Raw genomic sequence first — 20,927 nt, 5'->3', positions numbered from 1 at the left:
GGCCGTTTTCGTGCGCCGTTCCCAGCACGTTCAGTGGAACCCGCAAGGATGCGCGGAACCGCAGGATGTCCGCACCCGCCGTCGTCACCCCTGGAACGGGGACCACTCGTCGACTTACTGTCCGAGTGGCCGTACCGGACGGGCGGTCAGCAGACGATCCAGGGGAACTGCCATGACGTCCACCGACGCATTGCTCCACCACCGTTGGGACCACACCGCCGTGGTCCCCGTCGCGGACGACCACTCGGTCCTCGAGCGCTGGGCACGCGTCGTCACCGCGTACCCGGACGAACCGGCTCTCGCCGGCAACGGCCGCGCGTGCACGTTCGCCGAGGCTGATGCCCTCGCGTCGTCGCTCGCAGCGGTGCTCGCCGAGCGGTTGCACCCGGACGACCGGACCGGTGCCGGCGTCGGGGCGGTCCCCGGCGGTGCTGCCGTCCCCGTCGGCGTCATGGCCGGTCAGACGACCGAGGCCGTCCTGGCGATCCTGGCGCTGACGATGGCGAACCGCGTCGTGGTGGTCCTCGACGACCACCTGCCGGAGGCCCGGTTGCGCCACGTGGTCGAGCTCGCGGGCGTCTCGGAGGTCCTCGCGGACTCCGAGCACGCGGACCTCGCCGCCTCGGTCCTCGGCGACGCCGGGACGGTCCACGACCTGGGAGCACTGCTCGACGCCTCGGCGGACGCCGCGGACCGCACGGCCAGCGCCGATGCGGTGGCGCGGAGCACCGCCGTCACCGAACAGGAGCGGCGCGGGACGGACCCCCTCGTGCTGGTCTTCACCTCGGGGTCGACCGGCATGCCGAAGGGCGTCGCGATGACCCACCGGCAGCAGCTGCAGAACGCCGAGCAGGACGCCGTCGCGCTCGGGCTCCGACCGGGGGACCGGATGGGCCTCGTGCTCCCGCTGTCCTTCGCCGCCGGCTACCTCATGGCCTTCGACAGCCTGCTGAACGGCGGGGCCATCGTGCTCCTCGACCCGCGGGACCTCGGCACGGACCGCCTCCTGGACCGGATGCCCGAGGAGGACGTGAACGTGCTCGTCTGCACCCCGCACCTCCTCCGGTCCATCGTCCAGACGAAACAGGCGGTGCCCGGCGGCGCACGGCTCCCGTTCCGCCTCCTGATGACCGTGGGCGAACCGATCACCGGCACGGACGTCATCGCCGCTCGCCCGGTGCTCGACGCCGGGACGGTGATCTGGAACGGCTTCGGAGCGAGCGAGATGGGCTGTGTCGCCTACTGCTCGGTCGCGCCGGGCGACGACGTCGGCCCCGGCGTGATCCCCGCAGGCTTCCCGCTCCCCGGCAAGACCGCCAGGATCATCCGCGAGGACGGCTCCCCGGCGAACCTCGGCGAGACCGGCGAACTCGTGATCGAGTCCGACGGCCTCTCCGCCGGGTACTGGGGCGCACCGGACAAGACCGCCGAACGCCTCGGCGCGACGGACGACGGCACGCCGACGTGGCGACAGGGCGACCTCGCACGGCTCGAGGCCGACGGCAGCCTGGTGCTCCTCGGCCGCTCCGACGATGCCGTGAAGGTCCGCGGGTACCTCGTCGAACCGAGCGAGGTCGAGGCAGCGCTCCGCGCCGTCGAGGACGTGCACGACGTCGTCGTCACCGCGCTCGTCGAGCCGCCGGCCGTCACCCGCCTCGTCGCCTACGTCGTCGGTCGCCCTGGACGTCGAACCCCGGCACCCGCGGCGATCCGCCGTGCGCTCCGTGATCGGCTGCCCGAGTACATGGTGCCTGCATCGATCGTCCCGATGCCCGAGCTGCCGCGCAACGAGCGCGGCAAGGTCGACCGCGCGCTGCTCCCCGGCGCGCCGTCGATCGAGACCGAGATGGTGGAGGGCGAGTACGACCAGTGGGAACTCGTCGTGGGGCAGATCTGGGCGGAGGTCCTCGGCCTCCGCGGTGTGCACCTCGACGAGGACTTCTCCGCACTCGGCGGCGACTCGCTGTCCGCCGAGGAGATGCTCGCGATCGTGCACGCCCGGCTCGGCGTCGACATGCGCGCGTCCGAGCTGCTCGAGCACCCCACCCTGCGCACCTTCGCACGACACGTCCGCTCGGGTGCCAGCGCGCTGCCGAGCCATCCGGACATCGTCAAGGTGTCCGAGGCGCGGACCCCTGGACGCCCGCCGGTGTTCTGCCTGTCCGGCGGCGGCGCGCTCGGCCTGACGTTCCTGCCGCTCTCCCGGTACCTGCCGGAGCACGACGTCTACGCGATCCAGCAGCACGGCCTGGAGCGGCGCGCGATCCCGGACTGGAGCATCGAGCAGAGCGCCCGGCGGTACATCGCGCTGATGCGCATCGTGCAGCCGCGCGGCCCGTACATCATCGTGGGCCACTCGCTCGGTGGCATCGTCGGACTCGAGGTGGCACGGCTCCTCACCGAGGCAGGGGAGGAGATCGAACACCTCGCACTGCTCGACTCGTACCTGCCGCGCACCCGGACCGAGGCAGCGCAGCTGAACTTCGCCAGGATGCAGCCCCGTGAGCCGCGGAACGCCGCCGTCCGCGCGCTCCGACACGGACTCGACCGCGCCGTGAAGCGCGTTCTGCCGTCCGGCGTGCCGTACGGGGACCTCTTCGTGCGTCGTGCACGGGCCTACGGCGCCGGGGTGCTGCGCTACGGCGGGCAGAAGGACTTCGACGCGATGTTCGACCACGCCGAGATGATCGTGCGCCGGCACACGCCGACGCCCTTCCACGGGCGGTCGACCTTCGTGCTCGCGGAGGACAACCCGGACGTCGAGCGCTGGTCCTCGGTGCTCCGCGGGGACAACCGCACGGTGCACATCCAGGCTGAACACACGTCGATCCTGCGCGAACCGCACGTCGCGGAGCTCGCGGCGGAGCTGCGCGCCGCCCTCGGGACGGACCCGACCCGGCCCTGACGGCCCCAACAGACGGACGGGAGGCTCGTGGCGACCCCGCCACGAGCCTCCCGTCCGTCCCGTGGCGACCCGACGACCCACCGCAGCCCGCTTGCGGGTTTCCGTATCCGCACCCGGGGGCCCGCAACGGATCACCGATCGCATTGACCGGCCTCCCCACCCCGACGAAGGTGGGAATCCCCAGGGAACGGCGTACCCCCGCTCCCGACGGGAACGACGGTGCACCCTCACCGCCGCGCACCGCAGCTGACGTACCCGCGTCCTGTCCTCGCGTACCCCGAGGACCAACGACCGTCGCCGTGACGGTCTTCCCGATTGCAGCCCTGAACCCGACAGGAGCACCATGTCCGCCAGCACGATCCGACCCCTGGACCCTCGCGTCTCGGTAGTCATCCCCGCACGCAACGAAGCGAGGAACCTCGAGATCATCCTCCCGAAGCTCCCGCCGGTGTACGAGGTGATCCTGGTCGACGGCAACTCCGTCGACGACACCATCGCGACCGCGCAGCGGCTGATGCCGACGATCAAGGTCGTGCAGCAGACCCGGAAGGGCAAGGGCAACGCGCTCGCCTGCGGGTTCGAGGCCGTCACCGGCGACGTCGTCGTCATGTTCGACGCCGACTGCTCGGCGGACCCCGACGAGATCCCGCGCTTCGTCGACGCCCTCGTCGCCGGCGCGGACGTCGCCAAGGGCACCCGATACGCCCTCGGCGGTGGCAGCGACGACATCACGATCGTCAGGAGCCTCGGGAACCGCGGGCTGAACCTGCTCTGCAACCTGCTGCTCGGCACCAGGTACAGCGACCTCTGCTACGGCTACAACGCCTTCTGGGCGGACGCGCTGCCGAAGATCGGCCTGCTGTCCTCGACGCTCCCGCAGCCGTCCGACGGTTCGATGCTGTGGGGCGACGGGTTCGAGATCGAGACCGTCCTGACCTGCCGCTGGTCAGCAGCGGACCTGGCGATCTCCGAGGTCCCGAGCCACGAGAAGCTCCGTGTGCACGGCGCCAGCAACCTCAACGCCGTCACGGACGGCATCCGTGTCCTGAAGTCGATCATGCACGAGCGCCGACGTGCCGCCGACGCCCAGGCGAGCGCGCGCCTCACCCCGGTCACGCCCCGCGTCGTCCCGACCGCCGTGCCGGCACTGGACGAGGAAGCCGCGTGAGCGTCCAGACGGTCGCGGTCGTCATCTGCGCGTACACGCAGCAGCGCTGGGGCGACCTGCAGGACTCGGTCGAGTCCGCGAAGCGACAGCCGAACGCCACCGAGGTGGTGGTCGTCATCGACCACGAGCCCGAGCTGTTCCTGCGTGCGAAGGCACGCTGGCCGGAGCTGCTGGTCGTCGAGAACGCCGAGGACCGGGGCCTGTCCGGCGCGCGGAACACCGGCGTGGCGCTCGCCGAGTCGGACGTCGTTGCGTTCCTCGACGACGACGCGACCGCCGACGACGACTGGCTGGCCCACCTCGTCGAGGCGCTCTCGCTGCCGTCCGTCGTCGGCGTCGGTGGTCGGGCGACCCCGTCGTGGCCGACCGCGACCGGTGCGGGTCCCTACCCCGACGAGCTCCTGTGGATCGTCGGCTGCAGCTACACCGGACTGCCCACCGAACCGGGCGACGTCCGCAACGTGATCGGCTCGAGCATGGCGTTCCGCCGTGACGTGCTCCTCGCCGCTGGCGGGTTCCGGTCCGGGATCGGCCGGGTCGGCAACCAGCCGCTCGGATGCGAGGAGACGGAGCTCTGCATCCGGATCGCGCAGGCCGACCCGACCGCGAGGATCCGCTTCGAGCCGCGGTCGAACGTCTCGCACCGTGTGTCCCCTGATCGCGTCGCGATGCGGTACGTGCGGCGCCGGAGCTACTACGAGGGGATCTCGAAGGCGGTCCTCAGCCGTCGTGTCGGGGCGAAGGACTCGCTGTCCAGCGAGTCGACCTACCTGACGAAGGTGCTGCCGAAGGCGCTGTTCCGTGAACTCGGTCGGCTCGGGCGAGGCGGCGGGACCCGTGCGGTCGCGATCGTCTCGTGCGTGCTCGGCACCGTGACCGGCTACGCCGTCGGCCGGTTCCTCGGCGGCGTCGTCGTGGCGTCGCCCGCACCCGCCCCCGTCGCCGTGCAGCCGGTGGGTGCACCGTGACGCGTGCGACCCTGGCGATGGTCGTCTCGCCGATCACCACGGGTCCGCTGTTCCCCACGTGGGACGGCGCCCTGTGGGTCGGCGAGGTCGACCGCGCGGACGTGCACGCCTCGAGCCACCGCGACGTCATCGCGCTCGACGGGGCCGAGGGGTACCGGCGTGCCCGGCTGCTCGTGCGCGACCACGGCGAGCCCCTCGGGTTCGTCGAGGCGGAGATCACCGAGCGCCGGCGCATCGGCGCGACGATCGACGTCCGCTCCCTGCAGCGCGCGATCCGGCCGATGCCGGCGCCGGCAGCGCGGGTCTCGTCGGTGCCCGCGACGGCAGCAGGTCTGGTGCTGCCGTCCGTCACCGTCGTGCTCTGCACGGACGGTGCTTCGGACTCGACGATGCGCTCGGTGCTCGCCTGCCGGTACCCGTCCTTCGACGTCGTCGTGGTCTCGCACGCGGCCGAGCCGGGTGACGACGCCGTCGTGACGATCGACGGCCGCACGGTGACCACGATCGCCGCACCGTCCGGCGGGCTCGCCGCAGCGCGGAACGCCGGCCTGCTCGCGGCGACCGGTGCGGTCGTCGCGTTCGTCGACGAGGGGGCCGTCGTCGACGCCGGGTGGCTCGACGCCCTCGGGACCGCGTTCGCCACGGACCCCGACGTCGCGTGCGTGACCGGCCTCGTGCCCAGTGCGGAGCTCCGCACGCCGGCGCAGCGGTGGCACGACGAGCGCACCCCGGCGGCCAGGACGATCCGCCGCCGTGTCCTGCGGCTCGGCGACGACCCGGGCGACCTCCCCCTGCACCCCTTCGCCGCGTCCGCGTACGGCACCGGGGCGAACCTCGCCGTGCACCGCGCGACGGCCCTCCGGATCGGCGGGTTCGACACCGCCTTCGGACCGGGCACCCGCGTCGGCGGCGGGGACGACCTCGACCTCTTCACACGACTGCTGTTCGCGGGTGCCGCGATCGCGGTCGAACCCGCCGCGATCGCGTGGCAGCGGTCGGCGGACGACGTCGCGTCGTTGCGCCGCGCCGCCGCGGCGAACGGCCACGGACTCGGAGCCTGGATGACCAAGAACGCCTTCGACCGCGAGACGCTCACCGCCTCGATCGACGCTGCTCCCGAGGCCATCAGCGCCTTCGCGCGCCTCGGACTCGAGCAGGGGGACCGTGCGGGTGCCGTCGACGGGTCCGCCGCGTCCGAACCGCTCGACGTCGTCGACGCCGAGTTCGCCGCGACGAAGCGTCGGCTCCGCGGGGTCGAACGACGGTCGGCGTTCACGGCGCCGTTCCTCGCACTGCGCGAACGGATCGGCGGCGCCGGGACGATCGACCGGACGGCGCACGGCCGTCACGAGCTGCAGCGTGGTCTCGAGACCGCTGGTCCTGCACGACCGGCACCGAGCGGCGCGATGGGACCCGGCGCCCGTCTCGGGGCGGCGGCGCTCGTCGTCCTGACGCTCGTCGTCGCGGCGGTCGGCTCGCTCGCCGGACTGCCCGATCTGCGTGCGGCTGCGATCGGCGTGTTCCTCTTCGCCCTGCTCGGCGTCGCGCCGCTGCTCCTGGTCCGCCCGATGCCGCTCGCGCGGTTCGCGGTGTTCGCGGTCGCGGCGTCCCTCGTCGGGACGATCGGCATCGGGTACACGATGGCGACCTTCCACATCTGGCACCCGACGGCCCCATTCGTCGTGGTGACCGTGCTGACCGCGATCGCCGTCGCTGTGGCCGTGCCGCGCGACCTCACCGACCTCCGCCGCGCGCGGTACGCGCCGCACGCGGTGCCGAGCCAGGTCCGCTGGACCGCCACCGCCACCGCCACGGTGACCACCATGTCCGTCGCCGGGCTCGTGGTGGTCGTCGCCTCGGCGGTGACGCACATGGGGGACCCGGTCCGCGCTGGTCTCTTCGGGTCGCTCGGTCCCGGCCTCGTCGTCGGCATGGCACTCGTCGTCGCCGCTGCGGTGGTCGCCCTCGTCCGTGGCCGCGGCGTGGCCGTGCCCGTGGTCGTGCTCGGCGGCGCCGTCCAGCTCGCACAGGCGATCGCGTACGGGATGCCGACGGTCATGGCGGCGGCCCGGCACGTCGGCGTCATCGAGTACATCCGACAGTACGGCGGGACGAACCCAGCAGCCGACATCTTCCAGACCTGGTCGGGGCTCTTCGCGGGCGGCGCGTGGGTCGCCGACGTCGGTGGCATCCAGAACGCGATGCTCATCGCCGCGTGGGTGCCCGTCCTGCTGGCGTTCAGCACGACGATCGCGGTCGGGGTGCTGGCAGCGCACTGGTTGCCAGGGGCCAGGCGTCCGTGGATCGCCGCCTTCCTGACGGCGATGACCGGGTCGCTCAACACGACCTACTTCTCGCCGCAGTCCACCGGCGTGCTGCTGTCGATCGTCGTCCTGGTGCTCGCGACCGGGCAGCTGCGGACCACCGTCGTCACCGGACCCGACGGTCACGTCGCAGCGAAGCCCCGCGCCCGCAGGGTGGGGCTGACCAGGCTCGCCGCGATCGCCGCGATCAGCGTCGTGCTCGCCGTGACCCACCAGATCTCGCCGTACCTCACCGTCGCAGCCCTCGTGGTGCTCGTCGTGTTCCGCATGGTGCGGCCGTGGTGGCTGCCCGTCGTCGTGCTCGTCCCCGCCGTCGTCTTCGCGGTGATGAACGGCAGCGTGCTCGACAAGTTCCTGTCCTTCGCCGCGGTCGGTCGGGTGCTCGACAACGTCCAGCCGCCGACGCACGACATGACCGTGCTCCCGAAGCCGCTCGTCACCCGACTGGCGTTCGACGTCCCCGCCGCGGCGCTCGTGGTGCTCGGGCTCGTCGCGCTCGTCACCGTCCTGCTCCGGCGCGACCGCGTGCACTGGGGACTCCTCGTCGCCGCCGGGAGCCCGATCTCGCTGCTCGTCGCGACGAACTACGGGCAGGAAGGCATCTTCCGTGTGGTGCTCTTCGCGACGCCGTGGATCGCGATCCTCGCCGCAGCGGTTCCGCGACCAGGCGGCCGCCTGGCGTGGATCGGCGGCTTGGTCACCTCGGCGATGCGTCCGTCCGCGGTGCGGGTGACCGTCGCGGCTGCCGGGGTCGCCGCGCTGGTGGCGATCGGGGCGTTCGGTCAGACGTCGCTCGACTGGAACCGGGTGATGACGAGGAGCCAGTCGGCTGCGACGCAGTACTACGACGCCACCGCCCCGAAGGGGTCCGTCCTGTTGCTGACCGGCTCGGCCAACGCGGTGCCGAGCAACACCGGCGCGCGGTACTTCGACGTCGGCTACCTGTCGCGCGAGGCGCTCGGGCCGTACCCCGACCCGGCGGGGCCGTACGACGCCGCGGCCGACGTGTCGACCATCACGAAGGACCTCGTCGGCAACTGGACGGCGACGAAGTACTACGCGCTCGTCGCCGAGCCGTTCGGCGCGTACGACGAGCGGTACGGCTACCAGAGCGACGCCGACTACCAGCGGCTCGCCGCGGCGATGGCGTCGTCGCCGTACTGGAAGCGGGTCTGGTCGTCCGGGACGACCGCGGTCTACGAGCTGACGAGGGAAGGCATCATCCATGCGACGAACTGAACCGGGCGCCGGGAGACGTGCGGGGCGGTACACCGTCGCGTTCGTCGTCGCAGCAGTCACCCTGACCGCCGCGATCCTGGGCGCGCCGACTGGCGGCACCGCGAACGCCGCCACCACGGTCGACTGCAGTGCCGGCAAGGTGCTCACCGTCGTCGCGCACGCCGACGACGACCTGCTCTTCGACGGCACCGAGCTCCGCAAGGACATGGACGCGGGGCGGTGCGTCCGCTCCGTCGTGGTCACGGGCGGGGACGCCGGCATGTCCGCGTCCTACTGGAAGGGACGGGAGGCCGGGGTGATGGCGTCCTACGCGCGGATGGCCGGTGTCGCCTCGACGTGGACGAACGGCACCACCACGGCGGCGGGACGCACGCTCCGCACCGTGACGCTCGCGACCGACCCGAAACTCAGCCTGGTGTTCATGGAGCTGCCCGACGGCAACGTCGACGGTTCGGGCTTCGCCGCCGACGGTTCGCAGAGCCTGCAGAAGCTCTACCAGGGCACCATCACCACGATGCGGACCCTGACCGGGGCCACGTACTCGGCGACGTACACGCTCGCGCAGCTCGAGGCGACACTCCTCGCCGTCGTGACGGCCTACCAGCCGACGGACATCCACACCCTCGACCAGAAGGGCACCTACGGCGACGGCGACCACAGCGACCACCACACCGTCGCCTACCTGACCGATGCCGTGCAGCAGCAGTACGCGACCGCGCACTCCTTCACCGGGTACATGGGCTACCCGATCGCGAACCTCCCGTCGAACCTCACGCAGGCCCAGATCGACGCCAAGGGCGACGCGTTCTTCACGTACGCGCAGCACGACGGTCAGACGTGCGCGTCGTGGCAAGCGTGCTCGTCCCGGCCGGAGGGCTCCTGGCTGAGCCGCGAGTACACCGCGGGATCGACCGTGCCGACCACTCCTGGCGACCCGGACCCGGGAACCCGCGGCGCTGACGTCACCTCGGGCGCGACCGTCACCGCGAGCGCCGAGAACCCCGCGGACGGACAGACCGCCGCGAAGGCCGTGGACGGCGTGGTGAGCGGGTACCCCGACGCTCCGACGGCCGAGTGGGTGGCACCGTGGGGCGGCGTCGGCACCTGGATCCAGCTCGCGTGGGGCTCGCCGACGTCGCTCGGCGAGGTCGACCTCTCCGACCGGCCCAACCCGGACGACCAGGTCACCGGCGGCACGCTGACGTTCTCGGACGGATCCAGCGTGAGCGTGCCCGCACTCGACAACGGCGGCGCGGTGCAGCGGGTCGCGTTCAGCGCTCGCCCGGTGACGTGGGTGCGGTTCACCGTCTCGGCGGTCAGCAGCTCGACGCGGAACGTCGGGCTCGCCGAGATCCGGACGTACGCGCCGGCCGACGCGTCCACACCGACGACGCCGACCGACCCGACGACGCCGACCGACCCGACGACGCCGACCGACCCGACCCTGACCGACGTCACCGGTTCCGCGACGCCGACCGCGGCCTGGGACAACCCCGCCGACGGTCAGACCGTCGCGAAGGCGGTGGACGGTGTCGTGTCCGGCTACCCGGCGAACGCCGCTGCCGAGTGGGTCGGGCCGTGGGGTCGCACCGGTGTGTGGATCCAGCTCGACTGGAGCAGGACGGTGGCTCTGCAGCGCATCGTCCTCGACGACCGCCCGAACGCGTCCGACCAGGTCACCAGCGGGACGCTGACGTTCTCGGACGGCAGCCAGGTCGCCGTCGGGACCCTGCCGAACGACGGCAGCCCGCTCACCGTGGACTTCAGCGCCAGGAACGTGACGTGGGTCCGGTTCACCACGACCGGTGTCTCGGACAGCACGGTGAACGTCGGGCTCTCGGAGATACGGGCATGGGCGGCCGGGTGATCCCCACCGCGTCGCACGGCGCCGGGGTTCCGCGGCACCGGCCCCCCGTCGACACCAGGTGGCGACGGCTCGCGCTCGTCGCGGGGGCGCTCGTCGTCGCGGCGGGGGTCGTCGCGGCGTCTGCGACCGTCGCGACCCGCGGCGACGACCCGCCGGACACCGTGGCGGTCGCCGACCCGAGCGGGGTGACCATGCCGACCGGCGACGGCAGCGGGTGGAAGCGGGTCTTCTCCGAGGACTTCGCCCGGCCGACACCCACCGGCGGGTTCGAAGCGGACTACGCAGACCGGTTCTCGGTCTACCACGGCTTCGCGGACACGGCGGGCACCGGGCGATACCAGTCCTCGGCGCTGACCGCGCACGATGGTGTGCTGGACATGCGACTGCGGACGACGAGCAGCGGGACGCCCCTCGCCGGCGGCGTCGTCCCGCTCGTCGACGGTTGGTGGGGTGGACAGACCTCCGGCAGGTACAGCGTCAGGATGAAGAGCGACGAGGTCGACGGCTACGGCGTCGCGGTGCTGCTCTGGAGCGACGACAACGCGTGGGCGGACGGCGAGGTGGACTTCCCCGAGGGCGCACTCGGGGCACCGGCCGGCCTGAACGTGCACTGCCTCGCGGACCCCGCCGAGAAGTGCATCCAGCACCAGACGGGGGCGTCGCTGGCGGACTGGCACACGTACACGATCGAGTGGACACCGACCAGGATGTCGTTCCTCGTCGACGACACCGTGGTCGGCACCACCACCGAGAACATCCCGACGGCGCGCATGCACCTCGTGGTCCAGGCCGGTTCGAACGACGGCCGGCCGCCGCGCAGCGCGTCGGGATCGCTCCTCATCGACTGGGTCACGATCGACGTCCCGGCCGCCGGTGCGGAGCCCCAGGCGACCATGCCGGACGACGTGACGGCTCGGGACGTCCCGAGCTGGGTCGGTGACGCGCGCACGCAGGGCGACGCGGCCGCCGCGCGAGCCGGCTGAGCCTCAGCTCCTGGCGTGCTCGAGCAGTGCGCGGAGGAGCCCGGCGACGTGCGGCGCACGGCCGTGGTGTTCCTGGACCCACGCCCGGCAGCGGACACCGAGCGACGGGTCGTGGACGGTCTCGTCGAGGGCGTCGAGCACCGTCCGGGCGAGCGCTTCGGTGTCCGTCGGGTCCACGGTGAACCTCGCCCACTCGCCGGACAGGATCTCGCCGGTGCCGCCACCTGCAGCGGCGACCACGGGACGACCCGTCGACATCGCCTCGACGACGACACGGCCGAAACCCTCCGGCTCGATCGACGGCGCGACCACCAGGTCGGCGGCGTGCAGCAGCGGGACGACGTCGTCCCGCTCCGGCAGCACGAGCACCGAGCCCGTGGGGAGCGCATCGACCGCGCGACGGACGGCGTCCGCGTCGTCCGGGTACAACGCGCCTGCGAGCACCAGGAGCGGCTGCCGGCGCGCGGACCCGGCCTCGGCGGGGACGGTCACCGGCTGCCGGGCTCGAGCTGTCGCGAGGACTCGGCCCCATGCCTCCAGGAGGGCCAGGACGCCCTTCGAGCGCGTCAGCCGGCCGTAGTACAGCACCGTCGGCGTGGCGCTGTCGATCCCGAGTGTCCGACGCGCGTGCCGGACGTCCGCGGTGGACGGTGCCGGGAACGTCGACGTGTCGACGCCGTTCGGCACGACGGTGATCCTGGCGGCGGGGATGCCCGCCTCGGACCACGCCCGCGCCATCGACTGCGAGACCGCGAGGTAGCGGGTGCGCCCTCCGGAGATCGGGCCGAGGCGCCGGTAGTTCGGCGCATGGTGCAGGTGCACGGCGAGGGGGACGCCGGAGAACGTCGAGACGACACGGCCCCACGGCAGGAACTCCGGCCGGTTGAGCCAGAGCACGTCGAGGTGCGAGCGCCGCAGACGCAGCCCCTCCCACGCGAAGCGGGCGGCGTCACGCAGCGCGGTCGTGACGCCGAAGCGGTAGTCACGGGCGTCGTGGAGCCGGACTCCGAGTGCGTCGAACGGTGCGCGCCCGTCGTCACCCTGCTCGGAGGACCGGTGCCAGATCTCGACGTCGTGCCCCGCGTGCACGAGCTCGCGGGTGTCCTCGAGCACGCACCGTTCGACCCCGCCGGTGATCGCCAGCCCGTTGGTCACCACACCGACGCGGAGGCGTCTGGCCCCTGACCGGGCGCCGTGGCTCACGCCACACCCCCGCGCGCACGCCGCAGGCGACGGAAGAACCAGGGGACGCAGGCGATCACGCCGACGAATCGGACCCAGTTCCACAGGACGTCCTGCGGGACGAACACCGACACGGCGGCCACGGCGAGCGCCGCGGCGACCGTGAGGACGACGCGTGCTCTCGGTCCACGCCAGTCGCGGCGGTCGGGGAGCGCCGCCAGCTGCAGCACGGCCAGGATCACGTACGCGACGACGGTCGCGACCGCGGCACCCGCGATGCCGAGGAGCGGGACGAGGACCAGGTTCGCGCCGATGTTCACCGCGCCCGCGATCGCCGCGATCACTCCGACGACGACTCCGCGTCGCTCGACGAGGAGCAGCCGGCCGGTCGCACCGCTCGCGACGACGGGGAACGCGGTGATCGCGACGACGAACACGACGACGGTGAGTTCCTGCACGCGGTACGACGCCGGAGCCAGGATCGGCAGCGCCAGCGGTGACACCAGGGTCACGGCGAGGAGCACCGGCGCCAGCAGCAGGTACAGCTCGTCACGGGAGTGCATCGCGAGGCGTCGGCGGGCAACGGCGTCGCGGAGGGCCGCGAAGTGCGGCGCCCACGCCTGGTTCGTGAAGGTCAGCAGCAGGATGACCGCCGACCCGACGACGTAGGCGATCTGGTACCGCGCCACCTCGTCGGGGCCCAGCAACCGCTGCACCACGATCCGGTCACCGGCGTTCAGCACGAAGTAGGACAGGTTGCCGAGCGCGATCGGGATGCCGAGCCGGAACGCCCTGGCGGTGGTCCTCCGGTCGAGCAGGCCGGCGAACCGAGGACGGGTCGCGGCGATGCCGATGCCCATCGCCACCGCCTGCGCGACGACGCCGCCCCACGCGTACGTCGTGGCGTCGGCTCGCACGAACGTCAGGAGGCCGAGACCGATGATCGAACCGCCGATCGACGACAGCAGGCTCGTCACCGCGAACACCCTGATGCGGTCCTGCGCGACGAGGAGCGCCAACGAGATCTGCACGATCGCCGCCGGTCCGGTCCAGAGCACCGCGACGAGCAGCAGCGGGTGTTCGCCGATGAAGCCGGCCGCGTCGCCCCACACCGGGATCGTCGTGAGCGCGAGGACCGTGACGATGCTCGCGGTGACCATGCCGACGGCCAGGAGCCCGCGGGCCTTCCGGTCGTCGCCGTCCTCGGCGCGCTGCAGCACGGACGCCTGGTCGATGCCGGCGACCGCGAGCACGACGAGCGCCTGGTAGAGCGCGATCGCCGACGCGAGCACGCCGAACTCCGCCGGCGGCATGAGGTGTGCGAGCACCGGGGAGATGAGCGACGACACGACGAGCTGCATCGACCACACGACGACGTACAGCAGGCCGCGGCCGAACAGGACGTTGGCGCCCTTGCGGACGGCGACGGACCCCGTGTCGACGGACTCCGGCACCGGCGTGACGGGTTGCGTCGGAGACGTCACGCCGTGACCTCCCTCGGTGCCCCGGTCGATCGGCGCAGTTCGAACGCGCCGTCGACGACGTCGAGCAGGTCGGAGCTCTGCTCGGTCGAGAACTTCCGGGCGAACACGTGCGGGAGTCCGCCGGGGAACGTCCGGCGTTCGAGCAGCCGTCCGGCGTCGGCGGTCGTCAGCCACGGTGGGCTCTTCATCGCGCTGCCGTCCCACCCGATCCACCACAGCGCGTGCGGGACGTGCTGCTCGGCGAACCCCGGCGTCAGGGCGGGGGACTGCAGCACCGTCGGCACGAACGTCTCGTCGGCGATCCACGTCCGTCGCCAGAACCGCACGAGGTCGGGGCGACGGTCGACCGCGTCGACGACCGAAGCGGCGTGGTGCCGCGCGAGGACCTTCAGCTGCGAGCCCCCGGCCGGCACGATGCCGCGGGGCAACCGGCGTGGGATCGGTAGCCGCACCATGTGCTTCCGCCACGCCCAGTGCGGGAACCGGAGCCGTGCCCGGCCACCGTCGCGTCCCCACGCCTCGTACGGCAGCGGGTGCACGGCGACGAAGGACTCCTCACGGTGCGCCGCGAGGAGCGCCGCGATCTCGGTCGCGTTCGCCAGCGGGTAGTCACTTCCGGTGAGCACCGCCACGTGCGACGCGTCGGTGTCGGCGAGTGCTGCCCGGTACCCGGAGACCTCTGCCTCGACGTTCTCCCACTTCGCCCAACCGGTCCGGATCCGCGGCAGCAGCCGGACACGATCGGGGAGCCCGTCGGTCATCGCCCCGAACACTGACTTCGAGGTCCGCGCGTCGCAGTGCAGGAACACCGGGAACGGGTCGAGCGACTCGATGAGCCGGCGCACGTGCACAGGGTCCTCGTGAGCGAGGACGATGCACGCGAGTGCGGCGGAGGGGGTGGCCATGGACGCGACGCTAACCGCGCCGCTCCCGGGCCGACAAGGCGACCATGACCCCTCTGCGGGGAAGCGGCGGTTTTCCGCACCACCGGCGTCGGATCAGCGTTTCCGGCGGAACTTCGGGCAGTCGCAGAGGGCGCAGTCGGTGCCGGGTCGGTAGTGCTCGTGCGCGACCTGCTCGTGGCCGCAGACGCACACGACGTGGTCACCGGTGTCGACGACAAGGAACGGACCGCCGAGCTCGGTCGTGGGGCCCAGCGGCATTCGTCCTCCTCGTGCCCGGCGTGCTGCCGCCGGGTCGTGTCCCCGATCCTACGGGCAGCACGGCTCCTGATGGCGGCAAACCGCAAGAGGGACGACCGTCGCCGCAACGGGTACGGACCCGCGTTGACCACGCGACGGCCGCACCCGACCATCGGGAGCATGACCGCACCCCAGGCGACCAGGTCCAGCGTGCTCACGCTCACGCCCGCGATGCCCTCGCCCGATGCCCCCACGTGGGCCGGAGCAGCATGGGTCGGCTCCGTCGACCGGCGGGAGGCGCTCGCCGCGGCCGTCGTCGAACTCGCCGGCGCCGAGGGCTTCCGCCGCGCGCGCCTGCTCGTCCGCGACGGCCGTGAGATCGCCGGCTTCGTCGACGTCGCGGTCGACGCCAGCGGGGACGTGGAGCCAGCCGAGCTGGGGCCGGCCCTGCGTGCGCTACGTGCCACGAGCCTCCCAGCCGTGCCCGCGGGACCGGCCACCGGACGCATGTCGGTCGTCATCGGCACGCGCGACCGCCCCGAGGACGTGCGCCGCTGCGTCGCCTCGGTGCTCGCCTCGGCGTACGACGACTTCGAGGTGCTCGTCGTCGACAACGCGCCCACCACCTCCGCGACCCGCGACGTGGTCGCGTCGTTCGCGGACGCCAGGCTCCGGTACGTCCTGGAGGCCCGACCCGGCGTCTCCCGCGCACGGAACGCCGGTCTCGCCCTCGCGTCCGGAGCCGTGGTCGCCTTCGTCGACGACGACGTGGTCGTCGACACCCACTGGCTCGCGGCGCTCGCCGCCGCCTACGACCGGGACGACGACGTCGTCTGCGTCACCGGGCTCGTCCCGAGCGGGGAGCTCCGGAACCCGACCCAGCGGTACTTCGACGAGCGCGTCACGTGGGCGCGGAACCTCGACCGCCGGGTGTTCCGGACCTCGGCGCCGCCGGCGGACCTGCCGCTGTTCCCGTTCTCGGTCGGTGCGTTCGGCACCGGCGCGAACATGTCCCTCCGGCGCTCCGCGGCCCTGGCGCTCGGCGGCTTCGACGTCGCCCTCGGCCCGGGGACCCCGTCCCGCGCGGGGGAGGACCCCGACCTGTTCACCCGCGTGCTGCTGTCGGGTGGCGCACTCGCCGTCGAGCCGTCCGCGTTCGTCTGGCACAAGCACCGCTCGGACCGCGAGGCCCTGCGCGGGCAGGCGCTCGGCTACGGCACGGGTCTCGGGGCGTGGGTCGCGAAGCTGATGACCCGGCCGCGGACCGCGCTCGCCGTGCTGCGTCGGGCCGTCGGGGCGCTCCGTCAGCTCGGGGCGCTGGGGCAGGGTGGCGCCGACCAGGTGTCGACCGCCGTGTCCGCGACCGCCGGATGGCCCGTCGATGACGAGTTCCGCGCGGCGACCGCCGGGCTGAAGCGGGTCGAACTCGTCGCAGCGCTCGGCGGCCCCTGGCGGTACGTGCTCGGACGCCTCCGCGCCCGCCGCGGGTAGCCCGCCGCGGGTAGCCCGCCGCGGGTAGCCCGCCGTGCGGGAGCGTCGCCGTTGACGCCCCCGCACGTTCTGTGCGGCGCTCCCGCTATGCCCGGAAGCGCCCGGCCTCGACGTCACGCCAGCGCCGGCGGCTGCGGAGCCACGCGGCGGGACCTGCGGGGAAGCCCCTGAGCTCGTGGTAGGCCAGGGAGCGCGGGATGCGGGTCGTCGACGCCTCGTTCGTGGACTCAGCCGCCGCATCGCGACGTCCGGCGAGACGTGACGCCATCTGCTTCGCCTTCACCTTCGCGGCGAGGGGCATCAGCCGCGCGAGCACGGCGAGGTGACGCCGGTCCTTCGCGGCGAGCGCGCACATGAGCGCGGTGAACCCGACGCCGTTGCCGTGCAGCTGCTTGTGGAGGTCCTCGATCGTCTGGCGGTGCCGGTGGTGGACGACGGCGTGTGGCTCGAAGCCGATGCGGCCACCGCGCCAGAGCGTCTCGATGAACATCGCGAGGTCCTCACCACCACGTGCGGGGGAGCCGGCTCCGAGCGTCGTGTCGAAGCCACCGACGGCGTCGATGAGCGAGCGCCGGTAGGCCATGTTCGCGCCGGCGCCGTACGCGCCGATGCCGTACACCGCGAAGTGCTTCCTGACGGTGCCGTCCGGCCGCACGGCCGAGACCCGCGCGTGCCGCATGGCACCGGCGACGTCGTCGGGGACGATCGTCACAGGGGCGAAGGTCCGCTCGGCGCTGAAGCCGCCGTAGTACGCCTCGTACCAGATCTGCGCCGGTGTCGAGAGCTCCACCGGGAGGATCACACCGGTGACCGCGTCGAGGTCGGGCTCGCGCACGAACCGCGAGCCGATCGCCCGGAGCCACTGCGGGTCGACACGGACGTCGTCGTCCGTGAACGCGATGACCTCGCCGGTGGCCGCCGCGACGCCGGCGTTCCGGCCGGCGGAGAGACCTGGACGGCGCTCGGTGACGAGTCGCACGTCGCGACCGTCGAGGAGCGCCGGGAGCGCGTCGATGTCCGGCAGGTGCACGCGGTTGTCGACGAGGACCACCTCGTGCCGCGGGTAGTCGAGGTGCTCGAGCACGTCGAGCAGCTTGCCGAGGTCCTCGACGCGGTCCACGACGGTGGAGACGACGACGGAGATCATCGGGAGGTCGTCGTCGGAGACCGGAGCGAGGCTGTCGTACGCACCGTCGAGCGCGCTCTGGTCGACGAGCGGTGCGAGGGCCCGTGCCGCGTCGTCGGGGTCGGCGGTCAGCAGGACGTCGAGCGTCGTGACGGGATGACCGTCGCGGTACCCGATGACGAGGGCCGATGCGCCGGTCTCGTCGGCGACGAGTCGCGGCAGCGGGGCGTCGAGGTCGACGCTGATGACGCGACGGGGGCCCGGCGTGGTGACGGCGGAGGTGGTGGCCATGGCACCGGACGCTACGGACCCGTTCTCCCGGTCACAACGACCGGGGAACGAGGTGGCGGGGATCGTGCGGAACACCGCACGCCCCGTCGTTGAGGGTCGCCGCGGTTCAGGTCACCGCGGCGCCGACCCGGTGAGCGCTCACCCAGGAAGTCTCACGAAGCCCGAAGGTCACGCTCAGGTCACGGGTTGGATGCAACCGGTTGCAGAACGCCGGGCGCGGGCGTAGCTTCCACTCCCAGCAGGCAGCGTCGCCTGCTCCAGGTTGTCGTCGTCCGGTACCCGAGCCGACGACTCCTGGTGATCTCGATGAGGAGACAACGCTGTGAAGAACACACGCGCGAAGGTGCGACTCGCATCAGTGGCCGGGGTCGCCGTGATCGGCCTCGCCCTGGCCGGGTGCTCGAGCGGGAGCTCGGCCTCGAACGACGCCAAGAGCGGGCAGGACAGCCGCGGCCCGATCACGTACGTCCAGGGCAAGGACAACTCGAACGTGGTCCGCCCCCTGATCGCCAAGTGGAACAAGGCGCACCCGGACGAGAAGGTCACGTTCAAGGAGCAGTCCGACCAGGCCGACCAGCAGCACGACGACCTCGTGCAGCACTTCCAGGCGAAGGACGACGGCTACGACGTGGTCGACGTCGACGTCGTGTGGACCGCGGAGTTCGCCGCGAAGGGCTGGCTGACACCGCTCACGGGATCGATGAAGGTCGACACGTCCAAGCTGCTGCCCGCCACCGTGAAGACGGCGACGTACAACGACACGCTCTACGCGGCACCGCAGACGTCCGACGGCGCGCTGCTCTACTACCGCAAGGACCTCGTCAAGACCCCGCCGACCACGTGGTCGGAGATGATGGACGACTGCAAGATCGCCAAGGACAACGGCATCGGCTGCTACGCCGGCCAGTTCGCGAAGTACGAGGGACTCACCGTCAACGCTTCGGAGGCCGTGAACGGCGCCGGCGGGTCGATCCTCTCCAAGAGCGGCACGCCGGACGTCGACACGACGAAGGCCAAGGCCGGTCTGCAGAACCTGGTCGACGCGTTCAAGGACGGGAACATCCCGGCCGAGGCGATCACCTACCAGGAGGAACAGGGCCGCACGGCGTTCGAGGACGGCAAGCTGCTGTTCCTCCGCAACTGGCCGTACGTCTACAGCCTGGCCAAGACCGACGGCTCGTCGAAGGTCAAGGACACGTTCGGCATCGCCCCGATCCCGGGTGCCGACGGCGTCGGTGCATCGACGCTCGGCGGTCACAACGCCGCGATCAGCGCGTACTCGAAGCACAAGGCGACGGCGCACGACTTCCTCGAGTTCCTGATGTCGAGCGACACGCAGAAGTTCTTCGCGACCCAGGGCTCGCTCGCCCCGGTGCTCGGTGACCTCTACACGGACTCCGAGCTGACGGCGAAGCTGCCGTACCTGCCCACCCTGCTGAAGTCGATCCAGAGCGCGGAGCCCCGCCCGGTCACGCCGTACTACCCGGCCGTGACGAAGGCGATCCAGGACAACTCCTACGCGGCGCTCAAGGGCTCGAAGAGCGTCGACGAGGCAATGAAGGACATGGAAGCCGCCCTGAAGGCGGCGACCACCAGCAACTAGCGGCTCGCGCCGCGTCGGACGGGAGGCTCGTGGCAGCCTGGCCACGAGCCTCCCGTCCGCCCCTACTTGCGTCCCGACACCGGCAAGGAGGCCGTCAGTGTCAGCAGCAACCGAGATCCCAGCCGCCATCCCGAACCCCCAGGGTCTGGAGCCGCCCAAGCGGCGGCGCGGCGGACTGAACGCCGAACACGGCCGATGGGCCGTGTACCTGATCGGCCCGACGATCGTGCTCCTCGCCGTCGTCATCGGCTACCCCGTCGTCAGCGCGATCATCCAGTCGTTCCAGCTCGACGCCGGACTCGACAAGGCGACCGGCCTGTTCGTCGAGGGCGGCTTCGCTGGCGTCACGAACTACGTGCACTGGCTCGGCCAGCAGTGCGGCAACGTGACGTGCCCCCCTGGCAGCCTCGGCGCCCAGTTCTGGGTGTCGTTCGGCAACACGTTCTTCTTCACGGTCGTCACCGTGCTCGCCGAGACGCTCATCGGCGTCTGGATGGCGATCATCATGAACCGCAACTTCAAGGGCCGCGCGCTCGTCCGCGCCGCGATCCTGGTGCCGTGGGCGATCCCGACCGCCGTCACCGCGAAGCTCTGGTACTTCATCTTCGACGCGAACGGCGTGCTGAACCACGTCATCGGCCACCAGATCCTCTGGACCAGCGGCGAGTGGGCGTCCCGGTTCGCGGTCATCATCGCGGACACCTGGAAGACGACGCCGTTCATGGCGCTGCTCATCCTCGCGGGCCTGCAGCTCATCCCGGAGGAGGTCTACGAGGCCGGCAAGATGGACGGCGCCTCGACCGTGCAGCGCTTCATGCTCATCACGCTCCCGCTGCTGAAGCCGGCGCTGATGGTCGCGATCCTGTTCCGCGTGCTCGACGCGCTGCGCATGTACGACCTCCCGGCGATCCTCACCGGCGGCGGCGGTGGTTCCGGCAACGCCACGACCACGCTGTCGATCCTCGTCGTCGACCAGATCAGGCAGGGGTTCAACTCCGCCTCAGCGCTGTCGACGATCACCTTCCTCATCATCTTCGTCGTCGCGTTCCTGTTCGTGCGGTTCCTCGGCGCGAACGTCGTGCAGACGCAGGCAGCCCAGCAGAAGGGTGAACTCAAGTGACCCTCGCAGCAGACCGTCCCCGGTCGTCGACGCG

General features: G+C 72.0%; 14 protein-coding genes. 9 read left to right on the top strand and 5 right to left on the bottom strand.

Annotation, left to right across the window (positions count from 1 at the left end; translation table 11 throughout):
* Window positions 1-172 precede the first annotated feature (172 nt).
* The 6 genes from AAEP80_RS14480 (at window position 173) to AAEP80_RS14455 (ending at window position 11,454) form a co-directional block, all read left to right on the top strand.
* Window positions 173-2,905 carry an alpha/beta fold hydrolase gene (locus AAEP80_RS14480; protein WP_420364914.1) on the top strand — a complete coding sequence of 911 codons (2,733 nt, stop codon included), beginning with the start codon at window positions 173-175 and terminating at the stop codon, window positions 2,903-2,905.
* 343 nt (window positions 2,906-3,248) lie between these two features.
* Complete coding sequence (locus AAEP80_RS14475) at window positions 3,249-4,073, top strand: glycosyltransferase family 2 protein (protein WP_420364913.1); 825 nt, start codon at window positions 3,249-3,251, stop codon at window positions 4,071-4,073.
* Window positions 4,070-5,041: a glycosyltransferase family 2 protein gene (locus tag AAEP80_RS14470; RefSeq protein WP_420364912.1), complete on the top strand. Its 972-nt coding sequence runs from the start codon at window positions 4,070-4,072 to the stop codon at window positions 5,039-5,041. Before AAEP80_RS14475 ends, AAEP80_RS14470 begins: the two co-directional genes overlap by 4 nt.
* Window positions 5,038-8,604, top strand: coding sequence for a glycosyltransferase (locus tag AAEP80_RS14465; RefSeq protein WP_420364911.1), 3,567 nt, complete (start codon window positions 5,038-5,040; stop codon window positions 8,602-8,604). Before AAEP80_RS14470 ends, AAEP80_RS14465 begins: the two co-directional genes overlap by 4 nt.
* Window positions 8,591-10,471: a DUF7402 domain-containing protein gene (locus AAEP80_RS14460; RefSeq protein ID WP_420364910.1), complete on the top strand. Its 1,881-nt coding sequence runs from the start codon at window positions 8,591-8,593 to the stop codon at window positions 10,469-10,471. The genes AAEP80_RS14465 and AAEP80_RS14460 overlap by 14 nt, the downstream gene beginning before the upstream one ends.
* Window positions 10,456-11,454: a glycoside hydrolase family 16 protein gene (locus AAEP80_RS14455; RefSeq protein ID WP_420364909.1), complete on the top strand. Its 999-nt coding sequence runs from the start codon at window positions 10,456-10,458 to the stop codon at window positions 11,452-11,454. The genes AAEP80_RS14460 and AAEP80_RS14455 overlap by 16 nt, the downstream gene beginning before the upstream one ends.
* Before the next feature lie 3 nt (window positions 11,455-11,457).
* Here AAEP80_RS14455 and AAEP80_RS14450 read toward each other — a convergent pair whose 3' ends face one another.
* The 4 genes from AAEP80_RS14450 to AAEP80_RS14435 all read right to left on the bottom strand — a co-directional run bounded on the left by AAEP80_RS14450 (window position 11,458) and on the right by AAEP80_RS14435 (window position 15,283).
* Entirely contained in the window at window positions 11,458-12,609 is a 1,152-nt protein-coding gene (locus AAEP80_RS14450) for a glycosyltransferase family 4 protein (RefSeq protein WP_420364908.1), read from the bottom strand.
* 44 nt (window positions 12,610-12,653) lie between these two features.
* A complete protein-coding gene (locus tag AAEP80_RS14445) occupies window positions 12,654-14,120 on the bottom strand; it encodes a lipopolysaccharide biosynthesis protein (protein WP_420364907.1) in 1,467 nt (488 codons plus the stop codon).
* Window positions 14,117-15,025: a beta-1,6-N-acetylglucosaminyltransferase gene (locus AAEP80_RS14440; RefSeq protein ID WP_420364906.1), complete on the bottom strand. Its 909-nt coding sequence runs from the start codon at window positions 15,023-15,025 to the stop codon at window positions 14,117-14,119. Before AAEP80_RS14440 ends, AAEP80_RS14445 begins: the two co-directional genes overlap by 4 nt.
* A 93-nt stretch (window positions 15,026-15,118) precedes the next feature.
* The gene (locus AAEP80_RS14435; protein WP_413601652.1) at window positions 15,119-15,283 is read right to left on the bottom strand and encodes a hypothetical protein; all 165 of its coding nucleotides are present in this window, start codon (window positions 15,281-15,283) and stop codon (window positions 15,119-15,121) included.
* A gap of 159 nt (window positions 15,284-15,442) precedes the next feature.
* Between AAEP80_RS14435 and AAEP80_RS14430 the strand changes: the two genes are divergently transcribed.
* On the top strand, window positions 15,443-16,753 hold the full coding sequence (locus AAEP80_RS14430; RefSeq protein ID WP_413601653.1) for a glycosyltransferase family 2 protein: 1,311 nt from the start codon (window positions 15,443-15,445) through the stop codon (window positions 16,751-16,753).
* Window positions 16,754-16,838: 85 nt separating this feature from the next.
* On the opposite strand, the gene AAEP80_RS14425 is transcribed toward AAEP80_RS14430, so the two are convergent.
* On the bottom strand, window positions 16,839-18,170 hold the full coding sequence (locus tag AAEP80_RS14425; protein WP_420364905.1) for a glycosyltransferase: 1,332 nt from the start codon (window positions 18,168-18,170) through the stop codon (window positions 16,839-16,841).
* Window positions 18,171-18,492: 322 nt separating this feature from the next.
* Here AAEP80_RS14425 and AAEP80_RS14420 point away from each other — a divergent pair, with 322 nt between their 5' ends.
* Both AAEP80_RS14420 and AAEP80_RS14415 read left to right on the top strand, forming a co-directional pair.
* On the top strand, window positions 18,493-19,773 hold the full coding sequence (locus AAEP80_RS14420) for an ABC transporter substrate-binding protein (RefSeq protein ID WP_413601655.1): 1,281 nt from the start codon (window positions 18,493-18,495) through the stop codon (window positions 19,771-19,773).
* Between the two features lie 97 nt (window positions 19,774-19,870).
* Window positions 19,871-20,893 (top strand): carbohydrate ABC transporter permease, encoded by a 1,023-nt coding sequence (locus AAEP80_RS14415; RefSeq protein ID WP_413601656.1) that lies wholly within the window; start codon window positions 19,871-19,873, stop codon window positions 20,891-20,893.
* The last annotated feature ends 34 nt before the right edge of the window (window positions 20,894-20,927 follow it).

Origin of the sequence: Curtobacterium sp. L3-7 (assembly GCF_048756585.1) — a bacterium.
Lineage (GTDB): Bacteria > Actinomycetota > Actinomycetes > Actinomycetales > Microbacteriaceae > Curtobacterium.
This window is presented reverse-complemented; position numbering and strand designations above follow the sequence as displayed.